Raw genomic sequence first — 16,661 nt, 5'->3', positions numbered from 1 at the left:
TTAACGGCATGGCGGTGAGCTGGTTCAAAGGACTCCTTCGCCGTGCGGCGTGGCTTGTTCGTTCGTCGTGCTTGATGCGCTGCACATCGTTTTTGCGCCGATCGCACGTTGATTGTGCGCCACGCATCTTAGGGAATGCTCGACTCAGTGTTACCCTGTGATGCAAACCGAAACGGAGACTTCGGAATGCCGTACTACACCTTCGATCTCGTGGTGGGGGACGAGTTCCGCAATCAAGGAACCATCATCCTCGAAGACATCAGCCTCGCCTCCGACCGCGCCGACCAGCTCGCCAACGAGCTGTCGCAGGTCAAGCCGGAGCTGAAGGCGCGCGGCTGCGCGGTTCGCGTCACCGACATCGACCGGCGCGAGCTCTACCGCACGCCGCTCGATCCCGTGCCGCGGTGGCGCCGGGCGGGCTAGCGTCCGCAGGTTAGGGTTGCGGCGATCGCGCTCGCGCGGTCCCAGTGTCGTTGCGCGACGGCGGGGTCGCCTAGCCCGCCCGCCGTCAGCTCTGATGCGGTCCGCGCATCATCTTCAGCGCGTCCTCGATATGGCGCCAGTCGCGCGCGTCGTCGGTCTCGCCCTTGCTCTCGCAAGCCACGGCGTTCTGCGCGGCCTGGGCGATCGCCTCCGGACCGTGCTTCAACAGCATCTGCCGCGCGATGGTGTGGATTTGCATCTCGGCTAACATGGCGCTCTCCTCGGCTGTCGACTGCTGACATCAGAAACCACTGAGCGCCGCGTCTGGTTCCAGCAGCGCGCCGGGCGCGACACAATCAGCGGTTCCCACACGGTGCGGCGGCGGTTACAGAAAGAGCCATGGCGCAGAACATCTACGACGATCCCGGCTTCTTCGCCGGCTACAGCCAGCTGCCGCGGCAGGTCCGCGGACTGCTCGGCGCGCCCGAATGGCCGGCGATCCGCGCCATGCTGCCCGATGTCGCGGGCAAGCGCGTGGTCGATCTCGGCTGCGGCTTCGGCTGGGTATCGCGCTGGATGCGCAAGCAAGGCGCATCCGACGTGCTCGGCATCGACCTCTCGCAGAACATGATCGCCCGCGCCGCGGCCATGACGCAGGATGCGGCGATCACCTACGAGATCGCCGACCTCGAGACGCTCGAGCTGCCGAAATCGACATTCGATCTCGCCTACTCCGCCCTCGCCTTCCACTACATCAGGGATTTCGATCGCCTGGCGCGCATGCTGTATCGCGCGCTGGTCCCGGAGGGGCATCTGGTCTTCACCGTCGAGCATCCGGTCTACATGGCGGCCGTCCATCCGGACTGGGGGCAGGACGTAGACGGCCACAAGACCTGGCCGGTCAACCGCTACTTCATCGAAGGCGAACGCCGGACCGACTGGTATGTGAAGGGCGTGCTGAAATATCACCGCACCATCGGCACCACGCTCAACGTGTTGATCGGCGCCGGCTTCACGCTGCGCCATGTCGAGGAGTTCTGCCCGACGCGGGAGCAGGTCAAGGCCGCGCCCGAACTGGCCGACGAGCTCGAACGGCCGATGATGCTGCTTGTGTCAGCGCAACGCTAAAGCATGATCCGGAAAAGTGCGAAGCGATTTTCCGAGGAGATCATGCTCTAACTGAAGAGCTAAAGCGCGATGAAGCTTCAACCCGAACTCATCGCGCTTTGGCGTCAAGCCGCGAGCAGCTTGTCGAACTCGTCGGGCGGGTATGATTTCCCGTCCTTGTCGGTGATCACCACCTGCCACCCTTCGCTCGCCCAGACCTTGGCCTTGGCGATGATGATGAAGGTGCTCTCGCGCTCGATCCTGACCGTTTCGTTCTCGCGTTCTGCGATCATCTTGTAGGCCAACGCTTGTCCCTCGCCGACTTGGTCCATCCGGCGTTTGTTGGCAGCGGCTTTGGGCCGGATTTCGCTGGGACTGTGACAATTTGGTGGAACCGCCGGCACAGGATCCGCCAGCGCGCAACGTTCGGTCGTGCCTATGCGAGCTTTCCCATCAAGGTCGGCATATCCAGAGGTCACGGTGTCGCGAAACGCCGATTCCACGCAGGTCCAGGTCGTCACGAACGTGCGCAGGTCGCGCCAGGTACCGCTCGCGACCACGCGCATCAGGTCGGGCTGGTATTCGTGATGCAGCTTGTTGCCGGTCATCGTCGTGGTGCCCTCGCGCGGCGCATCGAGACCGACCTCGATCCGGTGCGTGCCTCTGCCGTCATCGAGCGTGCGAAGCCGTCAGTTTCTTGATTGTTGTTTGGCATGGCCGCCCTCCAAAGCAGGACGGAGGTTATGGCGCCGGCTCGCCCTGTCGACGCATGCGGCGCGCATGGCGGCCACAAGAAAAACCCCGCCCTGGAGGGACACCAAGGCGGGGAAGGTTCATTGGGTAGAAATCCACGCGCCTGGAAATGGAGAGCGCGGGGAAGTAGCGGCAACAATTCTATTTGCCGCCGTCATTCGGACAACAGGATTAAAGCGCGCGCAACGCCGGGACTTTTTCCCGATCGAGCTGGCAAAAATCCCGAACCTGGCTTGCGCCACGCTATTTACTGCACCACGTCGAGCCTGACATTCGTGATGCCCTTGCCGATCATGCCGAGCGATTGCGCCGCAGAATGCGAGACGTCGACGATGCGCCCGGGGACGTAGGGTCCGCGGTCATTGACGCGCACGGTGACCGAACGACCGCTCTTGACGTCGGTCACGCGCAGCTTGGTGCCGAATGGCAATGTCGGATGCGCGGCGGTCAACTCGCGCCCGTCGAACTTCTCGCCGCTCGCGGTCGGCTGCTCCTCGCTGTAGAAGCTCGCGACGCCCTGCGACGCAATCTTGGTGTGGCCGGTCCTGCGCGAGGCATACGGCGTATGCTTGCGCGCCGTGGCGACACGTGTGCGTGTCGCAGATGACGCAGCCCGCGTCGGCTCGATCGACGCAGGCCGGCTCGCTAGCGCCTGTGAGCGCTGGCTGACAACGGAGGACTGCGCGCACGCCGCGAGCGACGCCGCGCCGATCATCACGGCGAGCAGCCGGAGCGGCTTTCGGGCATGCGCAAACAGGATCGGGGCCGCAGCACCATGCGCGCTGCATTTGACGCCGACGTACGAGTTGACTGCATCGTCGCGTGACATGTTGCACCCCCAACTTGCGCCCCCAGCCCAAGCCGAAAATCCAACGGCCTATCAGCCGAATCCAATCGGGGCGGAACGGTGGCGGAGCGCGGTCAGACCTGCCGCACGCGATGCGATTTCCCCTCGGATGTGGTGGATGCGCCACACAACCCGGACGCTTCACCCGGAAATACCGGCTTGAAGCGCCGCACTCGGGCCGTGGATGGCCACGCCCCCTCGCCCCCGGGTTTCGGTTCCCCAAACTCCCCAACCTCTCCACCCTCTCGCCTTGCTTTGGTCAAACCGGGCTGGAGTCGTGGGGACAGGGTCAGGGGTCAATACAGAGCGTAAATTTGCCGGCCGCCCATTTGCGGTTGACCTTGGAATGAAACGGGGACCGCCATGCAATCGACACTGAAAGACGCAGATCCACACGATATTTTCGCGATCGAACCGAGCTTCGCTCCGGTACGCCCGGACAACGCCGCCGCGCCTGCCGGAAGGACAGCGCCGGGGCAGCGCGAGCCCTATTTCGGCTCGAGCCTCGCGCCTTCGTCCACACCCCCGGTCGCGGCCGTCGCTTCGGTGCCGCCGGTCACGCCAATGTCAGTGGCGGCCGAGCCGGCCTATAGCGCGCCAAGCCATGACGGCCGACTGGACGACATCAGATTGGACCGCGCGCCGCGCCCCACCAGCAAATGGGCGATCCGCGCCTTCTGGTTCTGCTTCGCGATCGCTGGCGCCATGGGCACCGCGGCGTGGCAGCACTACGGCGATCGCGCCAAGCAGATCGCCGCCGAGTGGGCGCCTCAGATCGCTGCACTGACTTCGCTGATCCCAGGCAAGGCAGCCTCCGCCTCGGATCAGGTGAGTGCGCCGCCAGCACCGGCGGCGACAACCGATCAGGCGGCAGCTGAAGCTGCACCGGCCACTCCGCCACAGGACGTCGCCACGGCCGTGCCCGCCACGGCCGCGCCGGCGCCCGCCCCTGCCGCGGCACCGGCTGCCGCAGGAGCGCCGGTTGCGCCCGCTACCGCGGCGGCACCAGCCGCAGCGGCACCCGACCAGACGCAATTGCTGCAATCGATGGCGCGCGATCTCGCGTCGATGGGACAGCAGATCGAGCAGTTGAAGACCAGCATCGATCAGCTCAAGGCCGGCCAGGATCAGTTGGCACAGCCCGTCGCGAAGACGACCGAGACCAGGGCCGTCGAGCCGCGGCCGGTCGCTCCGCCGCGCCCGCGCGCCGCGGTCACGCCGCAGGCGGCGCCGCATGCCGCCGTTGCGCCGCCACCGGTGCGCCGGCCGGCGCAGGCCTATATCCCGCCGCCTCCACCGCCTGCATCAGCAACACCGCTGCCGGCTCCCGCCGCCGCCCCGCAGGCGGTTGCGGCACCGCGGCCGGTGCAGCAGCAGTCCTCGGTTGTTGACGCGGATGATGGCGGCCCGGTGGTTCGGCCGCCGATGCCGCTGCGCTGAGCCTGACCGACCTTTAAAAAAGCTTGCGGCCGATCGCGATGACGCGATCGGCCGCAATACACTTTGTATTCGAATTACGCGCTCTGTCCCGGCGGCAGAACGACAACGGTCGCGCCCGGCTTGACCCGCTGATAAAGGTCGATCACGTCGCCATTGGTCATGCGAATGCAGCCCGACGAGATCGCCTGCCCGATATATTCGGGCTGGTTGGTGCCATGGATGCGATACAGCGTGTCCTTGTTGCCCTGGTAGAGGTAGATGCCGCGGGCGCCGAGCGGATTGGCCGGTCCACCGGCGACACGCTTCGGATACGGCCCGAGCCGCTCCTGGATATCCTGGGTCGGAACCCAATCCGGCCATTCGGCCAGGCGGCCGACGGTGGCGACGCCGGAGAAGGCCATCGCCTCCTCGCCGACGGCGACGCCGTAACGGATCGCCTTGCCGCCGGGCAGCACGTAATAGAGGTAGCGCGCGTCGGTATCGACCAGGATCGAGCCCGGCTGCTCCCGACGGGTGTACTCGACAATGTGCCGCTGGAACTGCTGCGGGATCTTGGCATCCGCATAGGGCGGATGCGCCAGCAATTGCCGATCGCGCGACGTCATCGCGACATCCGTCGCCGGCGACAGCGTCGCCTGCATGCAGCCGCCAAGCGCAAGCGATCCCACCAGCACCGCAGCAAGCCCCAACTTTGACACGATCATTCTCCCCTGCGTCAACTTGTGCCACATGCTGCCGAAATCGTGCTCAAATCGTGGCAACGAGGTTGGAACACGTCTGTTTGATCGGTTCTTTCCGTGAGTGTGTCCTGGCGGTTGCACTCGGTTCCCTTGGACGCTAGCCTCACAAAAAACGTCCAAAACCTCCGGAGGAAATTCATGCGTTACGCCCTGCTGATCGGCGGCCTGATTGTCGCAGCAACCCCTGCCCATGCCGATCCGCGCGCGGCCTATGTCACGATGGTGCTGCAGGCCTTTGCCGCCAAGGTCGAGTGCCCCGGCACCGATCTGGTTTATCAGGACCTCGTGCAGCGGGCGCAGGACATGCATCTGCCCGACGGCACCACCGAGAAGGTGCGCAAGGCGATCGCCTTCATGCATACCGGTGGCAAGATGGGCGAGAAGCAGGCCGACGACCTGATGACGGAAGTCGCGATCGCAACCCAGACCACCGACCTCGATCAGCGCCGCGCCGGCAGCATGACGACCTGGTGCCAGGACCAGAAGACGCGGCTCGCGGGCTACATCAGGACGAAGGAATAGAAAGCGTTTTCGAGCGAAGCCTGTCCCGCACTTGATGCGGGATGGGCACCGGTTCGCGTGAAGAAAACACGTCGAACGAGAATCCTCAATCGAGCTCCGGCGGCGCGAACCAGTTGGTCAGCGACAGGCCGCCATCGACCACGATCGACGCCCCGGTGACGTAACCGGAGAGCTTGTGCGAGAGCACGGCAAGCGCCATCGGCGCAAGATCGTCCGCCTGGCCAAGCCGTCCGAGCGGAATATGCTTTGCCAGCGCGGGATCGGCGACGAAGCCGCCGGCCGCGATCGCGCCGGGCACCAGCGCATTGACGCGGATGCCATAGCGGCCCCAGCTCTTGGCAAGCTCCTTCACCAGCATCGCCATGCCGGCCTTCGCGGTCGAGTAATGCGGCAGGTTGCGTGGCGTGCCGGCATGCAGCGAGGTGAGCAGCAGGAACGAGCCCGGCGTCTTCGCCGCGATCAGCCTGCGCGCCAGTTCGCGCGACAAATGAAAGCCGGCATCGAGATTGACCGCATGCATCTGCCGCCAGATCTCTTGATCGACGGCCATCGCATGATCGGCTTCGCGGCGCGGCGGCGAAGCACTGTGGACGAAATGGGTCACCTGCCCGAGCGAGGCTTGCGCATGCGCCAACAGGGCGTCGCACGCCGCGTGCTGCGCGAGATCGCCGGCCCACGCGACCGCGAGTTCGGGACGCGGCGCGGCCTTGATCGCCGCCAGAACCCTGTCCTCATACAGATCGGCAAACACCGTCCGCACACCTTCGCCGACCAGCGCCTGCGCAATGGCGCGGCCGATGCCGTTGCCCGCGCCGGTGACCAGGGCTGTCTCGCGTGCGGGATCGAACGGCGATGTGAAGAGGCTCATGATCGCGAAACTCCCGGGATTGGCAGACCTGCGCTCAGTAGGGCGGCGCCTTGCGCGCCCGCTGTGCCTTGGCGGCTTCGATCCACCAGGAAAAATCCTCGGCAAAGCGCGGAAAGGCGCGTTCGAGCGCCTTGCCGCCCTCGCCGATCGGCTTGCCCTCGGCCGACAGCGTCTGCGCGATCGGCCCCGCACCGATCGTGCTCGATACCACCACCATGCCCATCTCGGACAGCGTACCGTGCCAGGCGGTCGCGGCACGCACGCCGGCGAACCGCCCGGCCGAATAGCTTGCGATCGCCGCGGGACGCCAGAACCATTCCTCGAGGAAATGGTCGGTCAGGTTCTTCAGCCCGGGCTGAATGCCCCAATTGTATTCGCCGGTGACGAACAGGAAGCCGTCGGCGTCGCGGATTTTTCCGGCGAGCGTTTCGAGCACGGCCGGCGCCTGCCCCTTGGGATGTTCCTTGTACATCCGGTCGAGCATCGGCAGGCCGACCTCCTTGGCATCGATCAACTCGACATCGTTGCCGCGGGCACGAAGACCGTCGACGACGAAGTGTGCCAGCCGGATGCCCATGCGATTCGAGCGGTAGGAGCCGTAGAACACGAGAATGCGGTGGGTCATGACAAGCCGATCCTAGCACGCTGCGGCAACAGCGTCCTGCGGTGCGGCGCGCGGCCAGCCGCCTCGCGCAAGTGTTAACCGGCATTCCGGCTCGCTTCGCCGGCATTAAGCAATTCGTCGCAGGCCCTTCGCCGTGGCCAAAAATCGCCAGATTTGTTTTCTGGATATGTTTTCGCTTCGAGAAGGAGGAACCGACATGCGGATCGCAAAGCTGGTTTTCGCAGGCTCGCTCGCAGCCATCGCCGCCGTTGCCACGCCCGCGCTGGGCAAGAGTACCGAGCGGCAGAAGGCCGACGACAAATCCACGACCACCACTTCGTCCGGCTGCCAGGCCTATCAGCAGGCCGCCGATGGCACCTGGAACCAGCTCCCCTGCGGCGAAGCGGGCTCGAACGGCGCCACCCAGCACCGCCCCGCGGCCAAGGGTGCTGACGACGACGAGCACTGACGTGTCACGCCCTGCCGCCACGCGCGGCCGGGCGACGCGGCGCCTTCGACTTTCGGACCAAACGGCCGGGGCCGTTGCGGCGGCTCCCGCATCATAAACCCAAGCTTAATGCACGCCCGCTACGGTTGAGGCCTCCCCTCTCTCGTCAAGAATGGCGCGCATCCCATGAAAATCGGTACTCTCCTGACGGCCGCGATCGTCTCATTGTCCGCGGTCGGCGGCGGACTGGCGGCCTATGTCGCGGTGACCAAGTACCAGACCATGGACAAGGTCTCGACCGCGCAGAGCCGGCTCGAAATCGTCCGCGCCGTCGGCGACATCCCGCGCTACATGAACTCCGAACGCGGCATGTCCACCAACCTCTTGTTCAGCACCGGTGCGATCGACCAGAAGCAGATCACCGATCTCGACAAGCTGCGCAAGCTGACCGACGGCGCGCTCGCCAAGGTCAATCAGGTCCGCGCCACGCTGCCCGGCTCGCTCGACGACGGCGAAGCGGTTGCGAGCGCGATCGATGCGCTGAAGGCCAAGTTCGCCGCGCTCCGCGACGCGATCGAGAAGGCGATCGCAGGTCCGGTCGATGCCCGCCGTCCGGCGGCAACCAAGATCGTCGCCGACAACTCCGTCTTCAACGCCGGCGTCACCGTGCTGCTCGACGAGCAGGTGCGCCGCCTCGCCGGCCTTGACGGCAACGCCTACCGCCAGGCCAGCTACGCCAATGTCGCCTGGACGCTGCGCGACACCGGCGGCCTCAATGCCAGCCTGCACAAGGCGCTGGTCGGCGCCAAGCGCGTCGCGACCGAACAGGAAAAGCTGGAGCTGTTCCGCAGCACCGGCCGCACCGAGCAGATCCTCTCGACGCTGCAGGAGTTGCGCAACAATCCGGCGACATCAGCCAATGTCCTGACGGCGCTGGGCAAGATGCAGGCCGACTACGTCGAGCGTTTCGGCAAGGCGCTGAAGCTCGCCAAGGAAGGCGCGATCTCCGGCAAGTATGAGCAAGACGTCGAGACCTATTACGCCGAATCCCAGATCGGCCTCGCCTCCATCATCACCGTGCGCGACGCATTCTACGAGAATGCCGAGCAAGGCCTTGCGGGCGCCTATTCGTCGGCGCGCTTCAGCTTCGTGGTGGCGCTGATCGGGCTGCTCGCGGTCGTTGCCGTCAGTGCCGGCCTGATCGTCATGGTCCGCCGCCGCATCCTCAACCCGATCGCGGCCCTCACCGGCCGGATGTCGCGTCTTGCCGCGGGCGAAGTTGCCGAGACGATCCCGGGCGCCGCGCGCAAGGACGAGATCGGCGCGATGGCCGCCGCCGTGCAGGTGTTCAAGGACAACAAGATCGAAGCCGATCGCCTCGCTGCCGAGAAGGAAGCCGAGAACGACGTCAAGATGCGCCGCGCCCGCGTGCTCGACGATCTGACCCGCGCCTTCGAAGCCAAGGTCACCGAGCTGGTCGGCGGATTGTCCGCGGCATCCTCGGTGATGGAGGACACGGCGCAATCGATGTCGGCCACCGCCGCCGCCACCAACCGCCAAGCCGCAATCGTCGCCGCGGCGTCCGATCAGACCTCGACCAACGTGCAGACGGTGGCGAGCGCCACCGAGGAGCTGACCTCCTCGATTTCGGAGATCGCCCGCCAGGTCGCGACCTCGACCGAGATCGCCGCGCGCGCGGTCGATCATGCCCGGCGTACCGGCGACACCGCGCGCTCGCTGGCCGAGGGCGCGCAGAAGATCGGCGACGTCGTGACGCTGATCCAGAGCATCGCGGCACAGACCAATCTGCTCGCGCTCAACGCCACCATCGAGGCGGCCCGCGCCGGCGAGGCCGGCCGCGGCTTTGCCGTGGTCGCGTCCGAGGTGAAGTCGCTGGCCGGCCAGACCGCGAAGGCAACCACGGAGATCTCCGAACAGATCACCGCGATCCAGACCGCGAGCGACGAGACCGTGACGGCGATCCGGAGCGTCATCGACGTCATCACCGAGATCGACCAGATCGGCACCGCGATTGCCGCCGCGATCGAGGAACAGGGCTCGGCGACCAAGGAGATCTCGCGCAGTGTTCAGGAAGCCGCGCGCGGCACCCAGGAGGTCAATTCCAACATCTCCGGCGTGCAGCGCGCCGCCGACGACACCGGCGGCGCCGCGAACCAGGTGCTGGGCGCGGCCGAACAGCTCTCGACGCAGTCCAAGGACCTCGCCGGCCAGGTCAACCGCTTCCTGTCCGACGTGCGGGCGGCGTAACCGAGAGCACGTGGCGACCACGTGGCAGGTTTTCTCCTCGTCATTGCGAGGAGCGCCAGCGACGAAGCAATCCATGTCTCCACTGCGGCACGATGGATTGCTTCGCTTGCGCTCGCAATGACGGGTTTGCTTGAGGGCCGCGCGCCCTGCTAGCCGCCGCGCAACCCAAGCACGCGGCGGGCGATCGCCTGGCGATGGACCTCGCTCGGGCCTTCGTAGACCCGCATCAGGCGGGCCTTCTGCCACAGCGCGTTCAGCGGCAATTCCAGCGTCACGCCGAGCGCGCCGAGCGTCTGCATGGCGTGGTCGCAGGCGTCATAGGCCATCTCGGTCGCGAACACCTTGATCATCGAGGCCTCGTGGCGGATGTCCTCGCCGCGGTCGGTCTTGTCGGCGGCCTCGCGCACCATCAGCCGGCACGCATGCATGCGCGTGGAGATATCGGCGATCCACCACTGGATCGCCTGGCGCTCGGCGAGCTTGACGCCGAACGTCTCGCGCTGTTTGGCGTGCTCGCACATCATGTCGAGCGCACGCTTGGTGATGCCGACGCAGGTCGATCCCATCTCGAGCCGCCGCGTGCGCAGCCGCAGCTGCATCGGCGCGTAGCCCTTGCCGACCTCGCCCAGCACGGAGTCCTTCGGGATGCGGCAGTCCTCGAACACGATCTCATAGGTCGAGCCGCCGCCGACCATCGGAATCTCGCGCTCGATGATGAAGCCCGCCGTGCCCTTCTCGACGATGAAGGAGGTGATGCCGCCCTGGCGCTGATCGTTGCCGACCCGCGCCATCACGATGATGAAGTCGGCGGCGCGCGCATTGCTGATCCAGATCTTGCGGCCGTTGAGCACCCACTGTTCGCCTTCGAGCACCGCGCGCGTCTTCATGCCCGCGGGATCGCCGCCGGCTCCGGGCTCGGAGATCGCGATCGCCGAGGCCATCCGGCCTTCGATATAGGGCTGCAGATATTTCTTCTTCTGCGCGTCGGTACCGACCGCCTGCAGCATGCGCAGGTTCGGCGAGTCCGGCGGCAGCACGAACGGCACGCAACTGCGGCCGAGTTCTTCGTGCACCGCAGCCATCGTGCGCGTCGGCAGGTCGTGGCCACCGAGATCCTCGGGCGCATCGAGGCCCCAGAGGCCGAGCTCCTTCGAGACGTCGCGCAGCCGCTTGCGCTGTTCCGACGTGAGCTCGGGGTGATCGCTGCCGGGCAGCTTCGATTTCAGATAGTGCGGCTCGAGCGGGATCAGTTCGCGATCGACGAATCTCGCGACGGTCTCGCGGATCATAGCTGTCTGTTCATCGTCGCTCATCTGGGATTCCTCGCCCGCGCTGTTGTGCTTCAAAAAACCAGTAGCGCATTTTTTACCGGCGAGAATAGCGGAAACGCGCAGCCGTGCTCACGCTCGCGCGATGGTTTCACGGCGCGGAATTCAATATCCCGCGGCGTGGTCGGCGCGTACGCAAATGCGCCGGACACGCCTGTGCATCGCGCAACCGAGCGTGCCGCACGAGGTTGTTCCCCTGAACAAGCGAACGACGCGGCGCTAATCGGCAAAGCCGACGTAGCGGACAAAATCGTTGTTGGCCTCGCGGTCGGAGCGTACCGCATTGGCGGCAAAGCCGTCGTCGGGATAGCCCATTGCGACGCAGGTCATGATCACCTCGTCTTCCGGGATGTCGGCGACCTCGCGCACGATGTCGGAGCGCATGATGCCCTGGCCGTTGATCACGCTGCCAAGGCCGCGATCCCAGGCTGCGAGCACGATGCCGTAGCAGAGCGCGCCGAGATCGAAATGGCAGACCGCGCCCGGATCGAGGATCCGGTCGTAGGTCAGGACCAGCGACACCGGAGCATCGAACTGGCGGAAGCCGCGCAGCACCCAATCCTGCCGCATCGGCTTGTCATCGCGGGCGATCCCCATCGCCCCGAACAGCTTCTTGGCGATGTCGACCTGGCGGCCGCGATGCACGCCCTGGTACTCGCCGTGGCTGACGATGTCGCGCTTCACCTTGGCACCGGCGACCATCTCTTCCATGTTGCGGCGGCGCACTTCCTCCAGCGGCGCCCCGGTCCGGACGTGAACGTGCCAGGGCTGGGTGTTCATCGAGGACGGCGCGCGCTTGGCCACCTCGATGATCTCCTCGACGGTCGCCCGCGACACCGGCTGCTTCTTGAACCCGCGCACGCTTTTGCGTGACTGTACCAGCGTCTCGAATTCCATTCCGCGCTTCCCCGATTTTGTTCCGCGCTGCACGCGGAATTTCCTTGATCTGATCGGGTTATTTTATCGACAAAATCGGCCATGGGAACTTGATCGGGCCAAGAATCCCGTATCCAATCCGGCCACTGGTTTGGTTTAGGGAGAACCCAGATGAAGCGGATTTTCTTGGCGGCCGTGATCGCGACCTTTGCCGCCGGTTCGGCATTTGCACAGGACGCCTCCTGCGAGACGAAAGCCGTCGGCAAGGACGGCAAGCCGCTGGCCGGCGCGGCCAAGACCTCGTTCATGAAGAAGTGCACGACGGACGCCTGCGAGACCAAGGCAGTCGGCTCCGACGGCAAGAAGCTCGCCGGCGCGGCCAAGACCTCGTTCATGAAGAAGTGCCAGAGCGGCGCCTGAGCCTCTCGCCGACGCCTTTTCACCCCTCATCGGGACAGACTTCAATCGGGACAAACCATCGGGTCGCGCAGGGCGCGGCCCGAACGGCTATTGGCCGGTGGATCGCCCCTGATCGGCGGGCGCCCTCAGAACGATACGCCGACCCGCACACCCCTGCTCCAAACCCGCCGGCAACGCTTCCGGGTGTTGCCATGAAACATTTCGAAACGCTCCGGCAATTGGGTCGGCTTGGCAAATTCCAGGCAGGCCCCGCCGGCGGAATAGTCCACCAGCCGGCACTCGATCAGCGGCGCCTTCGGTTCAAGCTGGAGCTTGACCACACTGGACACGCATCCGCTCGGACGAACACGCGCAAATCTCCGGGGATGCATTGCCGTCGCCTCTGGTGAAATCGTACCCACAGGCTCGTCGGCGGCCGTTAAGATTCCGTTCAGATCGATGGTTACGAACCGTGTCCGCGGGACGGATCGGCGCGGGTGGCGCCCGGACGGCGCGAGGCGGCCAGTGTTTCGGATGGCGCTTCCCCGAACTGCGACCGATAGCTGCGCGAAAAATCGCTCAAGTGCCAAAATCCGTAGGCCAGCGCGCACATCTTGACGCTGGGCGCACCGGCCAGCAGTTGCTGGCGCACCAGCCAGAGCCGGCGCAACCGCAAATAGCGATGCAGGCTGACGCCCCGGTAGCGCTGGATGGCGTCATGCAGCGTGCGCACCGACACGCCGATCTGCCTGGCCAGTTCGCCGCTGTAGATCGGGTGCGCCACGTCGCCTGCCAGAATTGCGCGCGCGTCGTTGAAGACCTTGAACTGGCGCGTCGTGTTGGCCCGCGTCGTCCACTTGGCCGGCACGATCTCGGCGAAGGCGTTGTCGATCGCCGCAAGCAGCGTCTCCTTGATCGACTCGCCGCTAGCGAACGGGGCATCCTCGGTCGGCTGCGAGGTCACGAGCAGGATGTGCCTTACCACTTCACGCAGCCGATCCTGCGCGCGTTGAGAAATTTCGTGAATGCTGAAATGAAGACCCGGCTGCGGCCAGCCGCGGTCGACAATCTCCGGCGTAAACATCACCGAGGCATATTGGCGGGGCGTCTCCTCCACCGACGAGTAGAACGCGCCGCCGCCACCGAGCACGATGACCGCGCGATCGCGCTCGACGCCGTTGAAGCGGATCGGGACCCCGTCATCCATCGTGAAGCCGACCGCAGTGGTGTGCGGCGCAAGCTGTGCGTCGACGATCCGCGGAAAGGACTGCGTGTAGTTGAGCTCGCATCCCGGCAAACTCAGGATGACCTGCTCGGCCGAAATCTTCCGCGCAAGTGGCGTGAAATCAACATCCAGATTTCGGATCGAACTCCGGAATGCATCAACATCGTCAAAACGAAAGACTCTCGGCACCGGTAATGGCGCCGTCAAATGACCGCTCCCGTGAAATGCTCTTGAAAAATTGCGCGCGACGCGGCGCCTTGCGCGCCGGCCGCATCAATAAATTCCATGCACAAAATGCGAATCGTCCAATAGGTTCAATCAGGAAAAATGCGGTCCGTTCGTCGAACCGGACAATCCGCCAATGTAACGCGGCTGCCGAATTTCGATAGTCTTTAGCGGGATATCCACCGCCGCAATCGGCCCTCCCCATCAATTTCTATACCCCTATTAAAGATTCGAGGAGCAAATTGGCATCGGGAACGATGATGTTCCTCGTCGCGGACCATTTTAGAGACCGCAATGACAGTTATTGCCTCGCCCGATCTTATTGCCAAACTCGACTATGTCTTGAAAGCTGGCTCGCCCGACCTCCGCACGCGCATGCTGCAGGAGGTGGCCGGGTTGTTTCTCGAAGACGCTCACCGCCTCAGCGCGCACCACGTCGAGATGTTCGACGGCATCCTGGTCCGCCTGACCGAGAACGTCGAACTGCGGACCCTGACCACGCTCAGCCGCTCGTTTGCCGATTTGCGCTTGGTGCCGCGGGAACTCGCGCGCCGTCTGGCCAACCATGACGACGCCGATGTCGCCGCTCCGATCCTGCGCAAATGCGAATGCCTCCCCGATGCCGACCTGATCGACATCGCCTGGATGCGGGCCGAGGGACACCTCTGCGCGATCGCAGGACGCAAGGCCGTCAATGCGGAGCTCACGGACATTCTCCTGATGCGAGGCGACAGCAGCGTGCTTCGGGTCCTCGCGCGCAATCCCGGCGCTGAACTGACCGGCGCGGGCCTCGCCATGATGATCGATGCTGCCGAGCGCGACGACGACATCGCCGACGGATTGATCTCGCGCAAGGATCTACCTCGCCGCGTTCTTGCCGACCTCGTTATGCGGTCCACGCCGCGCCAGCAGGCCCGGCTGCTCAAGCTTGCGCGGCCCGATCTTCAGGACACGATCCGCGCTGCAATCGATGCCAGCGCAGCCCGCGCCTCCGCGACCCCACCAGCCACAATCGACGATGCGGAGGCGCGGGCCACGGTAACGACGAAGCGCTCCCGGGCAGGAAGCGCTCCCAGGCAGTGTGAGTGATGCAATGACGTATGGTGACCGCAGGGCGGAACGCGTCAGGCTCGAGACGCGCTATCCCGTCAATCTCATGGGTGTCGACGGCACGTGGCGGCGGAGTTGCATCCTGCTCGACGTCTCGCAGAGCGGGGCCCGGCTCGAGGTCGACGGATCGCTCGATGTGCTGAAGGCCCAGGAGTTCTTCCTGGTGCTGTCCTCGCGTGGACTGGCCTTCCGCCGCTGCGAGCTCGTTCGCGTCGACGGTGCCGAGATCGGCGTGAGGTTCATCGAAGAGAGACGGCGAACGGGACGCCCCGTCATTCCAAGGTGAGGATTGCAAAATGAGGATTGGCGCAACCGGCCCGAAGGGAAGTTGACGACATGACCGTACAGAGAGCGACCAACATCAGGGTATCGACCGCCTCCGCCGCACCGTTGCGCGGGACCATCGAGATCGACTGCGCCGGCAGCGTCGCGACGTTTGCGATCGACGAGGAAATGGCGCATCGCCTGTGCGCCGATCTGGAACGGTTTCTGACCCAGGTCCCGCGCCGGACCCGCGCAGCGCGGTGACCTTGAGCTGCCGACTGTCGCGCGCCTACTCCCGCTTGAAGCGATAGTCGAAGCGATCGCCATCTGCCTTGATCAGGCCGACCGTCGGGGCCGGAAAATGGATCGGCAGGATCAGCGTGTCGGTCTCGGCAACGGAGGCAAAGAATTTCCGCCGCGATATCGCCGACTGCTTCGGATCCCAATCGGGTTCGGCCGACCATTCCGGTTCGCGGCACTGGATTGCATGGTGCATCAGGTCTCCGGCGACCACCGCGCGCTGCCCCTTCGAGAAGATGTTGATGCAGCAATGGCAGGGCGAATGGCCCGGGGTCGGCGTCAGCGTCACGGTGTCGTCGAGCGCGTAGTCGTCGTCGACCAGGAGCGCCTGCCCGGCCTCGACGATCGGCAGGCAATTGTCGCGGAACACCGTACCGGGCGGATTGGCGCCCTTGGCGTTCTCGGCCTCCCAGGCCGCATACTCGCCCTTGTGGAAGACGTATTTCGCGTTCGGGAAGGTCGGCACCCAGCGCCCGTCGCGCAGCGTCGTATTCCAGCCGGTGTGGTCGATGTGCAGATGGGTGCAGAACACATAATCGATCTGCTCATAGGAGATGCCGAGCGCGAACAGCTCGTTGCGCCAGCGCTCCTTGCCCGGGAAGTCGAACGGCCTCGGGTGGCCCTTGTCCTCGCCGGTGCAGGTATCGACCAGGATGGTGTAACGCGGCGTCCGCACCACGAAGGTCTGATAGGTGATCATCATCATGCCGCGCGCGGCGTCGAAGACCTCCGGCTCCATCGTCTTCAGATGATGCTTGAACACATCGTCGTTGTAGGTCGGGAAGAAATCCTGCGGCCGCCGCCACGGTCCTTCGCGCTCGATCACCGCGTCGATCGTGATGTCGCCGATCCTGATCTGCTTCATGGTTGTTTCGCTCCCGGTTTTTTGTAAAGCGTAGCGGGCGGCACCTCGC

21 protein-coding genes are annotated in these 16,661 nt (G+C 65.1%); 10 read left to right on the top strand and 11 right to left on the bottom strand.

All coding sequences use genetic code 11. The features are described from left to right. Window positions 1-186 precede the first annotated feature (186 nt). Window positions 187-423, top strand: coding sequence for a hypothetical protein (locus ACZBJS_RS19875; protein WP_016840755.1), 237 nt, complete (start codon window positions 187-189; stop codon window positions 421-423). Window positions 424-508: 85 nt separating this feature from the next. Here ACZBJS_RS19875 and ACZBJS_RS19870 read toward each other — a convergent pair whose 3' ends face one another. Beyond that, window positions 509-694: a hypothetical protein gene (locus ACZBJS_RS19870; RefSeq protein WP_016840754.1), complete on the bottom strand. Its 186-nt coding sequence runs from the start codon at window positions 692-694 to the stop codon at window positions 509-511. Between the two features lie 128 nt (window positions 695-822). Between ACZBJS_RS19870 and ACZBJS_RS19865 the strand changes: the two genes are divergently transcribed. Further along, window positions 823-1,551 (top strand): class I SAM-dependent methyltransferase, encoded by a 729-nt coding sequence (locus ACZBJS_RS19865; protein ID WP_229193177.1) that lies wholly within the window; start codon window positions 823-825, stop codon window positions 1,549-1,551. Window positions 1,552-1,655: 104 nt separating this feature from the next. On the opposite strand, the gene ACZBJS_RS19860 is transcribed toward ACZBJS_RS19865, so the two are convergent. Both ACZBJS_RS19860 and ACZBJS_RS19855 read right to left on the bottom strand, forming a co-directional pair. Next, window positions 1,656-2,138 (bottom strand): hypothetical protein, encoded by a 483-nt coding sequence (locus ACZBJS_RS19860; RefSeq protein WP_316395809.1) that lies wholly within the window; start codon window positions 2,136-2,138, stop codon window positions 1,656-1,658. A 392-nt stretch (window positions 2,139-2,530) separates the two neighbouring features. Beyond that, on the bottom strand, window positions 2,531-3,112 hold the full coding sequence (locus tag ACZBJS_RS19855) for a septal ring lytic transglycosylase RlpA family protein (protein ID WP_141343298.1): 582 nt from the start codon (window positions 3,110-3,112) through the stop codon (window positions 2,531-2,533). A 381-nt stretch (window positions 3,113-3,493) separates the two neighbouring features. Between ACZBJS_RS19855 and ACZBJS_RS19850 the strand changes: the two genes are divergently transcribed. Further along, window positions 3,494-4,570 (top strand): hypothetical protein, encoded by a 1,077-nt coding sequence (locus tag ACZBJS_RS19850; RefSeq protein WP_463439040.1) that lies wholly within the window; start codon window positions 3,494-3,496, stop codon window positions 4,568-4,570. A gap of 74 nt (window positions 4,571-4,644) precedes the next feature. Here the strand turns inward: ACZBJS_RS19850 and ACZBJS_RS19845 are convergent, their stop codons facing one another. Beyond that, on the bottom strand, window positions 4,645-5,274 hold the full coding sequence (locus ACZBJS_RS19845) for a L,D-transpeptidase (protein WP_016843930.1): 630 nt from the start codon (window positions 5,272-5,274) through the stop codon (window positions 4,645-4,647). A gap of 174 nt (window positions 5,275-5,448) precedes the next feature. Between ACZBJS_RS19845 and ACZBJS_RS19840 the strand changes: the two genes are divergently transcribed. Then, window positions 5,449-5,832: a hypothetical protein gene (locus ACZBJS_RS19840; RefSeq protein ID WP_016843931.1), complete on the top strand. Its 384-nt coding sequence runs from the start codon at window positions 5,449-5,451 to the stop codon at window positions 5,830-5,832. Window positions 5,833-5,917: 85 nt separating this feature from the next. Here the strand turns inward: ACZBJS_RS19840 and ACZBJS_RS19835 are convergent, their stop codons facing one another. Beyond that, on the bottom strand, window positions 5,918-6,700 hold the full coding sequence (locus tag ACZBJS_RS19835; RefSeq protein ID WP_316395811.1) for an SDR family NAD(P)-dependent oxidoreductase: 783 nt from the start codon (window positions 6,698-6,700) through the stop codon (window positions 5,918-5,920). 34 nt (window positions 6,701-6,734) lie between these two features. After that, window positions 6,735-7,325, bottom strand: coding sequence for an NADPH-dependent FMN reductase (locus ACZBJS_RS19830; RefSeq protein ID WP_463439039.1), 591 nt, complete (start codon window positions 7,323-7,325; stop codon window positions 6,735-6,737). A gap of 196 nt (window positions 7,326-7,521) precedes the next feature. Here ACZBJS_RS19830 and ACZBJS_RS19825 point away from each other — a divergent pair, with 196 nt between their 5' ends. Beyond that, on the top strand, window positions 7,522-7,773 hold the full coding sequence (locus ACZBJS_RS19825; RefSeq protein ID WP_057019943.1) for a hypothetical protein: 252 nt from the start codon (window positions 7,522-7,524) through the stop codon (window positions 7,771-7,773). Window positions 7,774-7,938: 165 nt separating this feature from the next. Further along, window positions 7,939-10,020, top strand: coding sequence for a methyl-accepting chemotaxis protein (locus ACZBJS_RS19820; RefSeq protein ID WP_076832096.1), 2,082 nt, complete (start codon window positions 7,939-7,941; stop codon window positions 10,018-10,020). A 149-nt stretch (window positions 10,021-10,169) separates the two neighbouring features. Here the strand turns inward: ACZBJS_RS19820 and ACZBJS_RS19815 are convergent, their stop codons facing one another. Both ACZBJS_RS19815 and ACZBJS_RS19810 read right to left on the bottom strand, forming a co-directional pair. Beyond that, entirely contained in the window at window positions 10,170-11,333 is a 1,164-nt protein-coding gene (locus ACZBJS_RS19815; RefSeq protein ID WP_016843936.1) for an acyl-CoA dehydrogenase family protein, read from the bottom strand. Window positions 11,334-11,567: 234 nt separating this feature from the next. Then, window positions 11,568-12,245, bottom strand: a complete 678-nt coding sequence (locus ACZBJS_RS19810; RefSeq protein WP_463439038.1) for a nitroreductase — start codon at window positions 12,243-12,245, stop codon at window positions 11,568-11,570. Between the two features lie 150 nt (window positions 12,246-12,395). Between ACZBJS_RS19810 and ACZBJS_RS19805 the strand changes: the two genes are divergently transcribed. Beyond that, window positions 12,396-12,644, top strand: a complete 249-nt coding sequence (locus ACZBJS_RS19805) for a hypothetical protein (RefSeq protein ID WP_021079659.1) — start codon at window positions 12,396-12,398, stop codon at window positions 12,642-12,644. 125 nt (window positions 12,645-12,769) lie between these two features. On the opposite strand, the gene ACZBJS_RS19800 is transcribed toward ACZBJS_RS19805, so the two are convergent. Next, window positions 12,770-13,015 (bottom strand): hypothetical protein, encoded by a 246-nt coding sequence (locus ACZBJS_RS19800; protein WP_076832093.1) that lies wholly within the window; start codon window positions 13,013-13,015, stop codon window positions 12,770-12,772. 71 nt (window positions 13,016-13,086) lie between these two features. Continuing rightward, on the bottom strand, window positions 13,087-14,055 hold the full coding sequence (locus tag ACZBJS_RS19795) for an AraC family transcriptional regulator (RefSeq protein ID WP_316395812.1): 969 nt from the start codon (window positions 14,053-14,055) through the stop codon (window positions 13,087-13,089). Between the two features lie 393 nt (window positions 14,056-14,448). Between ACZBJS_RS19795 and ACZBJS_RS19790 the strand changes: the two genes are divergently transcribed. The 3 genes from ACZBJS_RS19790 to ACZBJS_RS19780 are packed head-to-tail and all read left to right on the top strand — an operon-like array spanning window position 14,449 to window position 15,711. Continuing rightward, window positions 14,449-15,162: a DUF2336 domain-containing protein gene (locus tag ACZBJS_RS19790; RefSeq protein WP_316395813.1), complete on the top strand. Its 714-nt coding sequence runs from the start codon at window positions 14,449-14,451 to the stop codon at window positions 15,160-15,162. Window positions 15,163-15,166: 4 nt separating this feature from the next. Then, window positions 15,167-15,469 carry a PilZ domain-containing protein gene (locus ACZBJS_RS19785; protein ID WP_316395814.1) on the top strand — a complete coding sequence of 101 codons (303 nt, stop codon included), beginning with the start codon at window positions 15,167-15,169 and terminating at the stop codon, window positions 15,467-15,469. Between the two features lie 50 nt (window positions 15,470-15,519). Continuing rightward, window positions 15,520-15,711, top strand: coding sequence for a hypothetical protein (locus tag ACZBJS_RS19780; RefSeq protein WP_057019937.1), 192 nt, complete (start codon window positions 15,520-15,522; stop codon window positions 15,709-15,711). Between the two features lie 25 nt (window positions 15,712-15,736). Here the strand turns inward: ACZBJS_RS19780 and ACZBJS_RS19775 are convergent, their stop codons facing one another. After that, window positions 15,737-16,612 (bottom strand): MBL fold metallo-hydrolase, encoded by an 876-nt coding sequence (locus tag ACZBJS_RS19775; RefSeq protein WP_463439037.1) that lies wholly within the window; start codon window positions 16,610-16,612, stop codon window positions 15,737-15,739. Between the last annotated feature and the right edge of the window lie 49 nt (window positions 16,613-16,661).

It is taken from the genome of Bradyrhizobium sp. KZN70725 (assembly GCF_055264925.1).
Note: the sequence above shows the minus strand (reverse complement) of the source record. Positions and strands in the feature narration are given on the sequence as shown.

Excerpts from the sequence above, each read along its gene's own strand:
- ACZBJS_RS19875 (WP_016840755.1), top strand. The coding sequence starts at position 187 with ATGCCGTACTACACCTTCGATCTCGTGGTGGGGGACGAGTTCCGCAAT.
- ACZBJS_RS19870 (WP_016840754.1), bottom strand. The coding sequence starts at position 694 with ATGTTAGCCGAGATGCAAATCCACACCATCGCGCGGCAGATGCTGTTG.
- ACZBJS_RS19865 (WP_229193177.1), top strand. The coding sequence starts at position 823 with ATGGCGCAGAACATCTACGACGATCCCGGCTTCTTCGCCGGCTACAGC.
- ACZBJS_RS19860 (WP_316395809.1), bottom strand. The coding sequence starts at position 2,138 with ATGACCGGCAACAAGCTGCATCACGAATACCAGCCCGACCTGATGCGC.
- ACZBJS_RS19855 (WP_141343298.1), bottom strand. The coding sequence starts at position 3,112 with ATGTCACGCGACGATGCAGTCAACTCGTACGTCGGCGTCAAATGCAGC.
- ACZBJS_RS19850 (WP_463439040.1), top strand. The coding sequence starts at position 3,494 with ATGCAATCGACACTGAAAGACGCAGATCCACACGATATTTTCGCGATC.
- ACZBJS_RS19845 (WP_016843930.1), bottom strand. The coding sequence starts at position 5,274 with ATGATCGTGTCAAAGTTGGGGCTTGCTGCGGTGCTGGTGGGATCGCTT.
- ACZBJS_RS19840 (WP_016843931.1), top strand. The coding sequence starts at position 5,449 with ATGCGTTACGCCCTGCTGATCGGCGGCCTGATTGTCGCAGCAACCCCT.
- ACZBJS_RS19835 (WP_316395811.1), bottom strand. The coding sequence starts at position 6,700 with ATGAGCCTCTTCACATCGCCGTTCGATCCCGCACGCGAGACAGCCCTG.
- ACZBJS_RS19830 (WP_463439039.1), bottom strand. The coding sequence starts at position 7,325 with ATGACCCACCGCATTCTCGTGTTCTACGGCTCCTACCGCTCGAATCGC.
- ACZBJS_RS19825 (WP_057019943.1), top strand. The coding sequence starts at position 7,522 with ATGCGGATCGCAAAGCTGGTTTTCGCAGGCTCGCTCGCAGCCATCGCC.
- ACZBJS_RS19820 (WP_076832096.1), top strand. The coding sequence starts at position 7,939 with ATGAAAATCGGTACTCTCCTGACGGCCGCGATCGTCTCATTGTCCGCG.
- ACZBJS_RS19815 (WP_016843936.1), bottom strand. The coding sequence starts at position 11,333 with ATGAGCGACGATGAACAGACAGCTATGATCCGCGAGACCGTCGCGAGA.
- ACZBJS_RS19810 (WP_463439038.1), bottom strand. The coding sequence starts at position 12,245 with ATGGAATTCGAGACGCTGGTACAGTCACGCAAAAGCGTGCGCGGGTTC.
- ACZBJS_RS19805 (WP_021079659.1), top strand. The coding sequence starts at position 12,396 with ATGAAGCGGATTTTCTTGGCGGCCGTGATCGCGACCTTTGCCGCCGGT.
- ACZBJS_RS19800 (WP_076832093.1), bottom strand. The coding sequence starts at position 13,015 with ATGCATCCCCGGAGATTTGCGCGTGTTCGTCCGAGCGGATGCGTGTCC.
- ACZBJS_RS19790 (WP_316395813.1), top strand. The coding sequence starts at position 14,449 with ATGCTGCAGGAGGTGGCCGGGTTGTTTCTCGAAGACGCTCACCGCCTC.
- ACZBJS_RS19785 (WP_316395814.1), top strand. The coding sequence starts at position 15,167 with ATGACGTATGGTGACCGCAGGGCGGAACGCGTCAGGCTCGAGACGCGC.
- ACZBJS_RS19780 (WP_057019937.1), top strand. The coding sequence starts at position 15,520 with ATGACCGTACAGAGAGCGACCAACATCAGGGTATCGACCGCCTCCGCC.
- ACZBJS_RS19775 (WP_463439037.1), bottom strand. The coding sequence starts at position 16,612 with ATGAAGCAGATCAGGATCGGCGACATCACGATCGACGCGGTGATCGAG.